Source organism: Methanobrevibacter cuticularis (assembly GCF_001639285.1).
Classification (GTDB): domain Archaea; phylum Methanobacteriota; class Methanobacteria; order Methanobacteriales; family Methanobacteriaceae; genus Methanobaculum; species Methanobaculum cuticulare.
Genome location: NZ_LWMW01000091.1, coordinates 1 through 14664, shown reverse-complemented (window position 1 = coordinate 14664; position 14664 = coordinate 1). Strand labels below are relative to the sequence as shown.

General features: G+C 26.5%; 12 protein-coding genes. 9 read left to right on the top strand and 3 right to left on the bottom strand.

Annotated features, from left to right (window positions below; translation table 11 throughout):
* Window positions 1-426: 426 nt before the first annotated feature.
* Both cutA and MBCUT_RS04025 read right to left on the bottom strand, forming a co-directional pair.
* Window positions 427-738 carry a divalent-cation tolerance protein CutA gene (gene cutA, locus MBCUT_RS04030; RefSeq protein WP_067259174.1) on the bottom strand — a complete coding sequence of 104 codons (312 nt, stop codon included), beginning with the start codon at window positions 736-738 and terminating at the stop codon, window positions 427-429.
* 19 nt (window positions 739-757) lie between these two features.
* The gene (locus tag MBCUT_RS04025) at window positions 758-1561 is read right to left on the bottom strand and encodes an NAD+ synthase (protein ID WP_067259172.1); all 804 of its coding nucleotides are present in this window, start codon (window positions 1559-1561) and stop codon (window positions 758-760) included.
* A 623-nt stretch (window positions 1562-2184) separates the two neighbouring features.
* Between MBCUT_RS04025 and MBCUT_RS04020 the strand changes: the two genes are divergently transcribed.
* Complete coding sequence (locus MBCUT_RS04020) at window positions 2185-3192, top strand: ArsA family ATPase (protein ID WP_067259170.1); 1008 nt, start codon at window positions 2185-2187, stop codon at window positions 3190-3192.
* Window positions 3193-3562: 370 nt separating this feature from the next.
* The gene (locus tag MBCUT_RS04015; protein ID WP_067259168.1) at window positions 3563-4936 is read left to right on the top strand and encodes a pseudomurein-binding repeat-containing protein; all 1374 of its coding nucleotides are present in this window, start codon (window positions 3563-3565) and stop codon (window positions 4934-4936) included.
* Window positions 4937-5125: 189 nt separating this feature from the next.
* On the opposite strand, the gene MBCUT_RS04010 is transcribed toward MBCUT_RS04015, so the two are convergent.
* Window positions 5126-5764, bottom strand: coding sequence for a cobalt-precorrin-7 (C(5))-methyltransferase (locus MBCUT_RS04010; protein WP_067259166.1), 639 nt, complete (start codon window positions 5762-5764; stop codon window positions 5126-5128).
* A 364-nt stretch (window positions 5765-6128) separates the two neighbouring features.
* On the opposite strand from MBCUT_RS04010, the gene MBCUT_RS04005 reads away from it, so the two are divergent.
* The 7 genes from MBCUT_RS04005 (at window position 6129) to hisH (ending at window position 13943) form a co-directional block, all read left to right on the top strand.
* Window positions 6129-7316, top strand: coding sequence for a redox-regulated ATPase YchF (locus MBCUT_RS04005; protein WP_067259164.1), 1188 nt, complete (start codon window positions 6129-6131; stop codon window positions 7314-7316).
* A 430-nt stretch (window positions 7317-7746) separates the two neighbouring features.
* Entirely contained in the window at window positions 7747-9258 is a 1512-nt protein-coding gene (locus MBCUT_RS04000) for a catalase (RefSeq protein ID WP_067259161.1), read from the top strand.
* Window positions 9259-9373: 115 nt separating this feature from the next.
* Window positions 9374-9745 carry a YbaN family protein gene (locus tag MBCUT_RS03995; RefSeq protein WP_084270707.1) on the top strand — a complete coding sequence of 124 codons (372 nt, stop codon included), beginning with the start codon at window positions 9374-9376 and terminating at the stop codon, window positions 9743-9745.
* A gap of 652 nt (window positions 9746-10397) precedes the next feature.
* Window positions 10398-10955: a DUF4240 domain-containing protein gene (locus MBCUT_RS03990; RefSeq protein WP_157082472.1), complete on the top strand. Its 558-nt coding sequence runs from the start codon at window positions 10398-10400 to the stop codon at window positions 10953-10955.
* A gap of 50 nt (window positions 10956-11005) precedes the next feature.
* A complete protein-coding gene (locus MBCUT_RS03985; protein ID WP_169805387.1) occupies window positions 11006-11494 on the top strand; it encodes a GNAT family N-acetyltransferase in 489 nt (162 codons plus the stop codon).
* Between the two features lie 481 nt (window positions 11495-11975).
* Entirely contained in the window at window positions 11976-13076 is a 1101-nt protein-coding gene (gene cfbD, locus MBCUT_RS03980; protein ID WP_067259153.1) for a Ni-sirohydrochlorin a,c-diamide reductive cyclase catalytic subunit, read from the top strand.
* A gap of 258 nt (window positions 13077-13334) precedes the next feature.
* Window positions 13335-13943, top strand: coding sequence for an imidazole glycerol phosphate synthase subunit HisH (gene hisH, locus MBCUT_RS03975; protein ID WP_067259150.1), 609 nt, complete (start codon window positions 13335-13337; stop codon window positions 13941-13943).
* The last annotated feature ends 721 nt before the right edge of the window (window positions 13944-14664 follow it).

Below are 14664 nucleotides of genomic sequence, written 5' to 3'. Positions count from 1 at the left end.
TTATTATTTTAGATTATTTTTTTTAGGTTATTTTTTTAGATTATTATTTTTCATTTTTATATTCATAATTATATGTTATGAATTTAAGTTATTACTTCAAATCATATTAAATCATATTAAATTAGATTTTAATATTTCATTGTATAATGTTATGTTATAAGCAACATTAAAATATAAAATAGCTTCTTTAATTACAAAAACTTTGGTAATCTTTTAAAAAGGTAAAAAAAAACCAGTAATAAAATGTTTTTAAAATTTATTATATCCACTAAAATGTTTCAATATAGAACATAAAAAATAAAAGTTTATACAAAGTTTCATCTCAAAAAAATCTAAATAAATGCTAAAAATTAGAAAAGTTACAAGGAATAAGAAGTAACTGAGGATCATGATAACTTTAGCCATTATCCAATCTTTAACTAAATGTTATTCAATTTCTTCTTCAATCCACTTTAAATAGCTATCAGAAGATTTTATAATGGGTAATGCAAGAATACATGGGTTTTCATAACTATGAATTTCTTCTACTTTTTGAATTATTTTGTCAACATTTTTATCCAGTGTTTTAAGTAAAAGAATTGATTCATTGTCATTTGCAATTTTGTTTTCCCACCAATATATAGATTTCATATCTTTTATAACATTACAACAAGCAGCTAACCTCTCTTTAACCATTTTAGACCCTATTTTAAGAGCTTCTTCTTCATTGCTTGTTGTAATATAAATTAAAGCTATCATATTATCACATGGTTAATAATTATTTTTTGTTTATGCTAGGACTTGGAGGAAACTGGAGTTTATGTTGGTTATTAGACACTCTAGCTCTAATCATATTGATTTCTTCAGGACTAATATTAATTTCTTTTATTATATCTTCATCACTTAACTTTTTATCAATCATTAAATATAATAGCTGATCTAATATATCATAACTAAGTCCAATTTCCTCTTCATCCTTTTGATTAATCCATAATCCTGCTCTTGGCGGTTTAGTTATAATTTCTTTTGGAATATTCCACTTTTTTGCTAGTTTTCTTAGTTGTGTTTTATAGATATTACCTATAGGTTCAAAATCACAGGCACCGTCTCCATATTTTGTGAAATATCCAATTAATAGCTCACTTCTATTCCCTGTTCCTGCCACAAGGCAATTTTTCATGTTTGCAAAGTAATATAAAAGAGACATCCTTATTCTAGCTTTTAAATTGCCTTCAGCTATTTTGACCACATTTGTTTCGTCTGTTTTTATGTAAGATAATTCTAAAAACTTTTTAGCTATCTCATCAATACCTATTTCTTGATATTGAATTTTCAATAGCTTAGCTACTAATTGTGCATGTTCAGTATCCTCTAAGGGAGTCGTTGAACTAGATAAATGATATGCAAAAACATTTTCAGGACCAATAGCTTCTGTTAAAAGATATGCAACAACTGTTGAATCAATTCCTCCACTTAAACCAATAACAATTCCTTCCACCCTTGCTTCACTAGCTATTCTTTTGATGAATTGGACTATTTCTTCTTTAAATTTGTCTTGAGGAATTTCAGGTAATTTTATCATATAACTCTCTCAAATTTCATATATTTAACCCTTATTAATAACATAACAAAAACAGCATTTAGTAATACTAAATCACCTAGAATACTAATAATATTTTTAGCTATTTTTTATACAAAAATCAGTTAGCAATAACTATATTAGTTATTTTTATTGTACAAATGATTATTAATTTTGTATTTCTTTTTATATAATTTGTTGAACTAAGGTAATAAATATTACTTATTTGTTTACTTTTTATTTCAGGACTAGCTTGTTTTAACATATTTTTTCTGGTTTTTTATCACTTAATGTTTAGTGGATATAACACACATAATTAGAGAAAAATAGATAATGAAAAATAATGTGGAATTTTTTCACATGAAAATTCGAAAGTATTATATATTTTCTTAATTATATTAGATTGCTAATAACTATAATTTAATGCTACCAAATTAAGAAAATTTTCTTTAAAATTTTAAAATTTTTAATTAATTTTTTAATAATTTCTATTTAAATGAAATGTTAGATCCATGAAAAATCAAAATATCATATTCCTTAATTTGACAGATTGGTATAGTATTATAATTACTCAGCAATTATTCATTATTTTATAATAATTAGGTATAATAATTAGGAGGCATAAAATGGCATTTAAAAATCTTTTTAACTTTAAAAAGGGAAAAACAACCTTCGTTTTTGTAGGAGGAAAAGGAGGAGTAGGTAAAACATCTGTTTCATCAGCTACTGCAATTTGGATGGCTAATCAAGGTAAAAAAACATTAATAGTTTCTACAGATCCAGCTCATTCGCTTTCTGATTCTTTAGAAGCTCCTGTTAGTAATTCTCCAACACTTATCATGTCAAATTTATATGCTGTGGAGATAGATCCTGAAATAGCTATGAAACAACAACAAGCACAACTTGAAAGTCAAAAATTATCATCAGGCTCTGAACAAGCTATGGGATTGGATATATTAGGAGATCAACTTGACATGGCTTCTTCCTCCCCTGGCGCTGATGAAGCAGCTGCTTTTGAAATATTTTTACAAGTAATGACAACTAACGAATATGATGTGGTTGTGTTTGATACTGCTCCAACAGGACACACATTAAGATTCTTATCTTTTCCAGAATTAATGGATTCTTGGTTAGGCAAAATGATCAAAGTCAGAACCAAACTTGGAAGTGTAGCTAGTGCTTTTAAAAACATGGTTCCATTTATGGGTGATGAAAATGATCCACAATCTACAGCAGATCTTGAAGAAACAAAGAGAAAAATTGATGAAGCTAAAAAGGTAATGTCAGATCCCGAACAAACTACATTTAAAATGGTTGTAATTCCTGAAGAAATGTCTATTTATGAATCTGATAGGGCTATGGATGCTCTTAACAAGTATAATATGCATGTCGACGGAGTGATTGTCAATCAAGTAATGCCAGATATTGAGAATTGTGATTTTTGTCAATCTAGACATAAGTTACAACAAAAACGCTTAGCTTTAATCCGACAAAAATTTTCACATCAAGAACTAGCTGAAATTCCTTTATTTAAGGATGAAGTAAAAGGCATTGAAAAATTAGAAGAAGTAGCTGCAATACTTTATGAAGGAAAAACTTCAGATGAAGTAGAAAAAGACGCTATTTTACTTTAATATTCTTAATTTAATTTAGTAATTCCTTTTTAGTTCCATAATCTTTTCTTTGAACATATTTTTAAGGAATTCAATTTCATTTCAAAAATTAAAAGATTGAATGGTAATGGTGTGAATTTATTTAATTAAAAGATTGAATGGTAATGGTGTGAATTTATTTAATTAAAATATTGAATGGTAATGGTGTGAATTTATTTAATTAAAAGATTGAATGGTAATGGTGTGAATTTATTTAATTAAAAGATTGAATAGTTAATATTAACTTAATTAATAATCGGCTAATGGAAATAATTATATTATCTAATTTCCAAAAGAATTATATTAATCAAATTGCATATTATAAACATTAATATTGGGGGTTTTTTTAATAATGGCAACAAGAAAAATTAAACATTCTGTATTTATTTTAATAGTGATAATGGCAGTATTTTCATCTTTAAGTATTCTTTCTGCTGCAGATAATAATGCAAGTATGAATTTATCTTCTGAAAATAATAATCAAGAGAGTATTGCCACGCTTTCGATTGCAAGCGAAGAAAATGCTTCTTCAAATGTTAATAATTCAAATTCTACTAATAATAGTACTCAAAACAATACTAATGGATCTACGGTTTCACCGAATTCTTCCACTAATGGGGGACCTAAAAATTTATCACAAAATAATATAATAAAGGCAGCAAAATCTATCAATAGCTATGCTGTTAAAAATAAAAGATTACCGAATTATGTTACTATTTCTGGATATAAATTCTCAATGCCTGAATTTTTGTACTTAATGTCTAAAACTATTTATAATAAGCAAAAAAACATTAAATCTAATATAATAGTTAAGTATAATGTTAAAAATCCAACTAAAACTTCTGGATCTTGGGTTAGAGGTAAGATTTATTCAGTTTATTATTATAAGTATGCTACTACTCTTATAAAATATGTAGATAAAAATAAAAAAGTTCCTAATCATGTATTAACTGCTGGTGGGAACAAATTGCAATATCAGACCCTTATCTTTTTGTTCTCTAAAATATTATCTAAAACCAGTTCTAAGTTACCTTATTATGTTTCAATTGATATTAAAAGGGCTGATCCTCTTAATATGTATGTTCCTACTTATACAAGAGATACATATTTTGCAAGTCAATTTCCTACCACTATATTAGGTAAAAATAATTTAGGATATGTTCAATTTCTAGGAGCAATTGGAAATCTTAATTCAAAAGTTAAAATAGCTTATATTATTGGTGTACATCCTCTTGAAAATCAGGCACACAACTCACTATATAATAATTTAATAGCTAATTCCAATAAATTGAAATATAAGTACTATATTTACAAAATAACAGTTACAAGTAATCCTTCAAGCTATGATCAAGGTAGAATGAATGGACAATTATTATCTCAAAAATATATACTTCCGCATGCTAAAAAGGCTAAATATAACTTGGTTGTTGATGTACATTCTAATCAAGGAACTCGTGAAGGAGGAAACTATAAAAAAACAAATTTTTTATTTGCTCCTTTAAATAATGCTAAATCAAAGGTAATAGCTAATAAAATAATTAAAAATATCCCTGGGCTTTCTTATTACTACCCAGCATCTCAGACAAGTCCTCCATATTGTACTAATCCTTTAGTTCAATCTGGAACAAAGACTCTTGTTTATGAAACCTATAAATATGAAAGTTTAGCTATTACTAATAAATACATTAAACAATTAATAGTTCAAATAGATAAATTGGCTTTATAGATGATAGTATTTAATAGCTAGTTAGATCCTGGAAATTAACCGGGATTTAGTTATTTAATAGCTATTTTTTTATTTTAAAAAATAATTTTCTTTTTTTATTTTATTAATGGGTTGTTTTACTTAGCTATTTAAAATTATTCTTTTTATTTTGTTTTTGGTTTCTTTTACCTATTTAAAAATAATTTTTAGCTATTTAAAAATAATCATTACACACATATAGCTAAACTCATTATTAGCTACGTCTTTCAGGGTAGTTTTAAGAATTCTTTCATCATCATAGCTAAGTCTTTCACAAATACCTATTTCTCGTTTTGGATCAACACCATTATCCAGTAAGAATTTAGCCATATCTTTTACACTTTTAGATGGTAAACTGATGGTAGTTGAACCATTATCAATAATTTTCAAAATGTCTTTTATGTTTTCTCTACCATGAAATGTCATTATATTAGTATTATCCCAGGAAATCCTATTTTTAGCAGCAGCTAATTGTAATGAACTAATTCCAGGAATCACTTCAATATTATCTTTGTTTAGATTCTTTTCTTTAGCTATCTTTAAAATGGGCTTTAAAATCCCTGAAAAACCAGGATCTCCTGTAGATAAAACACAAATATCTTTACCACCAATAGCTAAATCAACAGAAAGTTCTAATTTTTCTTGAAGATCCTTAACATTAAAAACAATGGTTTCATTGAGATTACTAAAGAGATCAATTGCACGTTGACTACCAATAACAACTTCTGAATTTTTGACAACTTCAATAGCTATTTGAGTTAAATATTCTTTTGAGCCTGGTCCAATTCCCACAATATATAATGTCATCATACACCTACTTTTTTAAGTAAATATTTAATTACTAAATCATTATTAATATAAATAATTAATATATCATTAGTAATATTAATTAATAGATTAATTTTCATGTGATGATTATGGTATCTAATTATTTTATTATTTATTATTTTAATTAAGTTTTTATTATTTGATATAAAATATAAATTTTAAATAAGATAGAATTATTATAAATTAAATTTAAAAGATTACTTTAAAAGATTAAATTAAATTTAAAAGATTACTTTAAAAGATTAAATCAAATTTAAAAGATTAAATTTAAAAGATTAAATTAAATTTATAAATCAAAAAATTAAACTTAGATTAGATTATTATAGATTATAGTTTTGTGATAAAAATGCTTCAAATTGCCGTTACAGGAAAACCAAACGTTGGAAAATCATCATTTTTTAACTCAGCAACAGCTTCAAAAGTTGAAATGGCTGATTATCCATTTACAACCATAGATGCTAATAAAGCAGTTGCTCATGTTAGAAGTCCTTGTCCATGTCATGAACTTGAACTGACTTGTAATCCTCGAAATTCTAAATGTTTTGAAGGAACAAGATTGATTCCAGTTGAACTTATTGATGTGGCAGGTCTCGTACCAGGAGCTCATGAAGGAAGGGGATTAGGAAACAAATTTTTAGATGATTTAAGACAGGCAAAGGTTTTTATCCATGTTATTGATGCATCAGGATCCACTGATGAAGAAGGAAGGCCAGTTGATCCTGGAACTCATGATCCTTTAGAGGATATCGAATTCCTTGAATATGAGATTGTAATGTGGATGTATGGAATACTTAATAAAAACTGGACAAGACTCATACGAAAGATAGAAGCTGAAAAACTCGATATTGCCAAAGTCATATATGAACAACTATCAGGGACTGGAGTGAGTCTTGAGAATATTGTTGATGCTAAAAGAACTATTGTAGATGATTACTCCAAATGGAATGAAGAAGATATGATTCAACTAGTTACTAATCTTTTGAGAATAGCTAAACCCATGTTGATTGTAGCCAACAAGGCAGATCTTCCAACATCAGAAGAAAACATAAAAAGAATCAAAGAAAAATATCCTAATGTGATTCCAGCTTCAGCAGAATCAGAAATAGCTTTAATCAGAGCTAATGAGGCAGGATTAATCGACTATAAATCAGGAGATAATAGTTTTACTATATTAAAAGATGAAGAATTAAATGAAAATCAAAAAAAAGCTCTTGAACACATTAAAGTTAATGTATTAGAAAAATATGATGGAACTGGAGTCCAAAAAGCTCTTAATACAGCTATTTTCCAACTGTTGAAAATGATAGTAGTTTATCCTGTTGAAGATGAACATAAACTAACAGATCAAAAAGGAAACGTCCTTCCAGATGCAATTTTAGTCCCTCATGGATCAGTTCCTAGAGAACTTGCATATATAATTCATACAGATATTGGAGAGAAATTTATGCATGCTATTGATGCTAAAAAGAATATGCGAGTAGGTAGTGAATATAAACTCTGCAATGGAGATATTATAAGTATTATTACTAGCTAAACAATTAATTTACCACAACAATACTTGTCATTTTTAATCATCAATTCTTATCTTTTTAATTATTTTTAATCACCACTTATTAGATTGTTGATATCTTTAAATAGTCTATTTTTAATAATAATAATTGGTTTATTTGATTGTTGATATGTTTAAATTGTCTATTTTTAATAATAATTGGTTTATTTGATTGTTGATATGTTTAAATTGTCTATTTTTAATAATAATTGGTTTATTTGATTGTTGATATGTTTAAATTGTCTATTTTTAATAATAATCAATTAAGATGTTATAATTAAAATAAATGATATTTTTAGATATTTTATTTTTAAATATTTTTTTTGAATAAAAAATATTATATACATGTAAACACTAATAGTTTATCATGACTAAATAGTTTATCATAATTATTTATAGTTTTGAGGTAATCAAAATGAAAAAAGATAAGAAATATACAACAAATAAAGGAATTCCAGTTCCAAATGACCAAGCATCAATAACAACTGGTAAAGAGTCTAGCTATACTATGCTACAAGACACTCATTTAACTGAGAAATTGGGTCATTTTGCTAGGGAAAGGATACCTGAAAGGGTGGTTCATGCTAAAGGAGCAGGAGCTCACGGATATTTTGAAGTTACAAATGACCTTTCTAAATATACAAGAGCCAAATTTTTATCTAAGGTAGGTAAGAAAACAGAGATGTTTGTAAGATTTTCTACTGTTGGTGGTGAAAGGGGATCTGCTGATGCAAAGAGAGATCCACGTGGAACTGCAATGAAATTTTACACTGAAGAGGGTAACTATGATTTAGTTGGAAATAATATTCCCATATTTTTTATAAGGGATGCTATAAAATTCCCTGATTTTATACATACTCAAAAAAGACATCCACAATCTAATTTAGCTGATGCAGACATGTTTTGGGATTTCATGTCTTTAACTCCAGAATCAATTCATCAGGCTACTTTTTTATTTACAGATAGAGGAACTCCTTTAAACTACAGACATATGCATTGTTTTTCAAGTCACACATTTATGTGGTATAATGAAGACAATGATTATATTTGGGTTAAATATCATTTTAAAACAGCTCAAGGAATTGAAACATTAACTAATGAAGAGTCTATTAAGATATGTGGGGAAAATCCAGATCACGCTACAGAAGATTTGTTTGTAGCTATTGAAGAAGGTAATTATCCTCAATGGGATGTTTATGTTCAGATGATGACTAAAGAAGAAGCTAAGGAATATAAATTTGATCCATTTGATGTAACTAAAGTATGGTATCATGGGGATTATCCTTTAATACCTCTTGGAAAAATGGTTTTAAATAGAAATCCAGAGAATTACTTTGCAGAAGTTGAACAAGTCGCGTTTGCTCCATCTAATTTTGTCCCTGGAATTGGACCATCTCCAGATAGGTTATTACAAGGAAGACTATTTTCTTACGAAGATACTCAAAGACATAGATTAGGACCGAATCATCATCAAATTCCAATTAACCGTCCTAAAAATGCAGATGTGAATATTTATCAAAGAGATGGACCTATGAATGTTTCAGATAATGGGGGATCAAAACCTAATTATTATCCAAACTCTATGAATGGTCCAGAACCAGATGAAACATTTACTCCACCAACTATTGAAGTCGATGCAGAGATTAATAGACATACTAGACCAACTGAAGATGTAGACTTTGTACAAGTAGGTGAGTTCTGGAGAAGAGTTCTAAGTGATGAGGATAAAGATCATTTAGTTTCAAATCTTGTTGGACACATGGGTAATGCTCAGGAAAGAATCCAATACAGACAATCTTCTCTTTTTTACAAAGCGGAACCAGAATATGGAACTCGTGTAGCTGAAGGTTTAGGTCTTGATGTTAACAGAGTCAAAGAATTGTCTGAAATGTCTCAAGATGAGAGAGTTGAAGCAACTAAAAAATGAATTATAGAATATTAAAACCTAAGATAATTGAGAAACTAGTAAATTAGTAGAATTTATTTAGTGACATGATATAATAAGCTCGGATAATAATCTAGGACTAATAGTATTGTTTAATATGAAACCTAAAAGAACACTTTTCTTTAGCTTAGGTGTGGTTTTAGTAGGTGTAGGTGCTGTAGGAGTAGCTCTTCCTGTTTTACCTACTACTCCTTTTATTTTAGCTGCAGCTTTTTGTTTTAGTAAAAGTTCAAAAAAAGCAGAAAGATGGATTTCTAACAACAGGTACTTTGGTAGCTATATAGAAAACTATAAAGGCAAAAAAGGAGTACCAATGAATGTTAAAAGAAACACCCTTATTTTCTTATGGGTGATGTTAATAGCTTCAGCTATTATAGTTAGTAGTTTATTGATTACAGTTATCTTAGCTATTGTTGGAATTTGTGTTACTGCCCATATTTTACTTTTAAAGACTAAAAAGGATAATTAAATTATTATATCTATTTATCATTTATTTATCTCTATTTTTAACTTCTATTTTTAATTTATTCATTAAAATCATTTTAGTAATTCATTAAAATTATTTTAGTAATTCATTAAAATTATTTTTGATCTATTTTTATTATTATATTTATTTTCATGATTTTATTATTATAGTCGTTATTGAAAAATTTATCATTTTATAAAATTATAACATTCAATTTTTTATCTTTAAATTCAATTTAAACAATTTTTAAGAGAAATAAAAATATTAATAATTTACAAACATTACCACTATTACTATAAAATAGGTTTGATTATAATTTTATTTCGTGATTTTATTATTAAAGTAGGTTTTATTATAATTTTATTTCATGATTTTATTATTAAATTAGGTTTTATTATAATTTTTAAATTTTCTAATAGCTATTTTATAAAATATTCTCTTAATCTTCTTGATTATTATAAATTTTATAATAGTTAATATCGTAATCAATATTATATTTTATAAAATCAATAATATAATTAATAATATAATTAAGAATATAAATAATAAAGAATTAATTTAATGAAAAAATTTATAGAGATAGCTACTTCAATGAATTATTCAATTTAATGTATTAAATATTTAGATAATTAGCAATTTAACAGGTGTTTTAATGATGGATAAAAATGAATTTTGGAATTTAATCCAAGAAGCATATAAAGAAGCAGATTGGGCTACAGATAAACAAATGGAAATATTAATAGATAGATTGTCCAAATATACACAAGAGGAAATTTTAAAATTTGGAAAAATCTATGAAATTTATGCTAAAGAATCCTATAAAAAGAAATTATGGGCTGCTGCTTATGTAATGAATGGTGGTTGTAGTGATGATTGTTTTGATTATTTTAGAGGTTGGTTAATATCTAGAGGAGAAGAACCATATTTAAATGCATTATTGGATCCAGATTTTCTTGCAGATTTAGATATACCTTATGATGATGAATATTTTGAAAATGAACAAATGCTTTCTGTCCCTTTATTAGCTTTTAATAAAAATATAGGATCTGATGATTTAGATACTTATTATGAAAGAATAAGAGAATTTGAATTAGAATCTGACGAAATATTTGATATTATTGATACTATCTCTTTTGGAGAAGATATAGATGAGAATTGGGATGAAAATAATTTAGAATCGGTTGTTCCAAATTTATATAAATTATATTGGTAAGATTATGGGGGATTTAAATAGCTAATAATCAGTTAAATCTTAGTTTTGAATTGAGAAAATTAAATAAAGGTGATAGTAATAGCTTAACTAAACATGCAAACAATTATAATATAGCTAAATTTTTAACTAATGAGTTTCCACATCCTTATAGTATATCTGATGCAAAAAAATTTATAGAAATGACTTATCAAGAATTTCCAATGAGAACTTTTGGTATTGAAATCAATGGGGAAATCGCTGGTGTAATCTCTGTAGTTCCCATTAGTGATAATAAATCTAGGATAGTGGGTGAGTTAGGTTATTGGTTGAGTGAAGATTACTGGAACAATGGTATAACTACATTAGCTATTAAAAAAATAGTAAAATATGCATTTAAAACGTTTAAATTTGATTATATATTAGCTAATCCTTTTGTTGATAATTTAGCTTCTCAAAAAGTTCTAAAAAAAGTAGGTTTCAAATTAAAATCAAAAAATTCTCAAAATATTATAAAAAATAAAATAGTTCATGAAGTACTAATTTTTTGTATCGTCCCCTAATTTAGGGTGGATTTAAACTTGATTAGTCTTTAAATATTTATATAAAAATTTATTCAATTTTCATCTTTTTTAAAACAAAAAAATCAAATATGAGCATGATTAATATTAATTTAAGATAAATAAATATGATTACTGTTAATTTAAAATAATAGGTATGATTAATATTGATTTAAGATAATAGATATGATTAATATTAATTTAAGATAAATAAATATGATTACTGTTAATTTAAGATAATAAATATGATTAATATTAATTTAAAATAAAATATTATTATAATTTTGAAATTATTTTTAAAATAAATTTGTAGCTTATTTTTAAAGTTTTAAAAAATTACAAATTTCATAAACAATTTTTTATATTAAAATTTAACAATAAAATTATATAAAACATATCTTGTAATTTTAAAAAGTTTAAAATTGATATTTCTAAAGATTAATATTTCATATAACAAACAATTTTATTTCATTGGAGGATAATTATGCATCCAAGACCAAGTCCAATAGCTGCTTCCCTTTATACATTAAGAGATCTGAATGCCGATGTTATTATAATGCATGGGCCTCATGGATGTTGTTTTAGAACAGGACGCCTTCTTGAAGGTGATGGAGTTAGAGTTTTAACTACAGCTATGGCTGAAAATGATTTTATATTTGGAGCAAGTGATAAACTTAAAGAAACTCTAAAGAAAGCAGAGGAAATGTTTAACCCAGATCTTGTAGGAATAGTTGGAACTTGTGCAAGTATGATTATAGGAGAAGACTTAAAAGAAGCTATAGAATCTGTAAAAATTGACGCAATTGTTCTGCCAGTAGAATCTCACGGAGGTTTTGGAGAAGGAGATAACACTGAAGGAGCAATAGCTGTTTTGGAATCAGCTGCTCAATACGATGTTATTCCTCAAGAAGAAGCAGATCGTCAAATTGAAATGCTAAAATTAGCTACTAAAGTAGAAAAAACTAGGGGAATGGCTCAAGGAGATTATATTAAACCCAATTTTGGAGATAACAAGGAAAAAATAGCTAAATTGATTATTGAAAAGATTAAAGAAGGAAAAAAAATAGTTTTTGTCTTAAATGCAAAAAAAGAAACAGCTTATCTTTTTGCTGATATATTGAATACAGATTTTTCTAAAATAAAATCTGATTCAGGCGATAAAGTTACTAATCCTTTGATAATAGCTAATTTAGATGAGAATATTGGTCTTCCTAGAATAAGAAATCATGCACATAACATCAAAACTGAACTTGAAAGAAATACAATAGCTATTGATTATATAATTGGGGGATTAGATGAATATCCTATTACTCCTAGAAAAGCAGAGGAATTTATTAAAAATAATGACATTGATTTAGTGGTTGTCTCTGGAGTTCCTCATGCATTAAGAATAGAAGATTTGGATGTTGAATCAATAGCTATCACTGATGGACCACGTTTAGTGGAACCTCTCAAAAATTTGGGCTATAATCATGTTGTAGCTGAATTAGATGCTCATTCTAAGACATTAGGAACAGATAAGATCGTGGATTCTGATTTTGGTATGATGCTTAGAACAGTTATCCAATGGGAAAACGATAAATAATAATCTTTTTAATAATTTATTTGCTATATTTTATTTGAATAAATATTAAAAAATATTAAAAACTAGCAAAAAAAGTAGTAGAACAATAACTAAAAGAATAATTAAAAAGGTAATAATAAAAAAATTTAATAACATTTTTTAATAAATATAATGATTATTATAATTCTATATAGAATCATACAATAATTTATAATACAATTGCTTTAAGTTAAGTTATAATATAATTATTTTAAGTTTTAATTTTATTTAAGTGGAATCATGATTACAATAATCGACTATGGTAGCGGTAACCTTAGAAGTATCTCTAATGGATTTTCTAAGATTGGATTTGAACATATAATTACAAATGACTCTGAAATAATTGCAGATTCAGAATTTTTAGTTCTTCCAGGAGTTGGAGCATTTGGACAAGCTATGAAAAATATTGATCCTTATAAACAGCTAATAATTGAACATATAAATGATGGAAAACCATTTTTAGGGATTTGTTTAGGATTACAAGTACTTTTATCAGAAAGTGAAGAAAGCCCAAATGCTAAGGGCTTAGATATTTTTAAAGGAGGAGTTAAAAAACTTCCAAAAGGTAAAAAAATCCCTCACATGGGATGGAATCAGCTAAAAATAATTGATGATACCTGCCCAATCTTGAAAGGAACTAACAACAAATTTTTTTACTTTGTTCATTCATATTATGTAGATCCAGAAGACAAATCAGCTATTTCCGCCATTACTCCATATGGTTTAGATGTTACAGCAGTTTTACATGATAATAACGTATTTGCAACCCAATTTCACCCTGAAAAAAGTGGAATCGCTGGTTTAAAATTATTAAAAAATTTTGTATCTTTGAAACAGAGCTATTTATAATTACTCATGCTATGATTGCTAATATAGCTATTATTAGATAAAATACAACCATAACTTACATAGGAAAATGCCTTGAGATTCACATTATTCGAAACTTACCTTCTGTTTTATTCTTCAATTGCTCTATTCCTTTAGATTAATCATAGTTTAGCTATTTCAACCATCAACACTTTTAAACACCATTTTTTCTATAAATACTTCTTTTCCATAACTACCATTTCTTTAAAGTTATATATTACTTAAAAATTCTCATAAATTTAAGCTTTAAGATTGTTATAAAAATCTTTTAGAAATTCTTAAAAAATTTCTCATAAATAATAATTTTTATATAACCTTTATAAATTTTTGAGTAAACCCAATATATTCCTTTTTTGGCTTCATTCTGTCATTTGATTTTCTGTGCGTGTTTGTTAGTACTTTTTTTGATCATTTTTGTTAAGTGTCATGTGTTGTTTTTTTGGGGATTGTGTTGATGTTGTTATTTTAAATGAGATTTTTTTCATCCATTTTGGATGAAATAACCTGAAAACTAGGATAAATTAGAGTTTTGTAGCTCATTTTTTTTCATAAAGTTTTTTGTGATGTTTGTTATAAATGAAAATTGTGTGTGGGAATTGTTTGTGGGGTTTAGGTAGGTTGTTTTTGTATTGGGGTGTTTTTTGTGTTTATTTTTTTATTTTTTTGTTTGTGTGTTGTTTATATGTTTAGGGGGGGGGGGGGG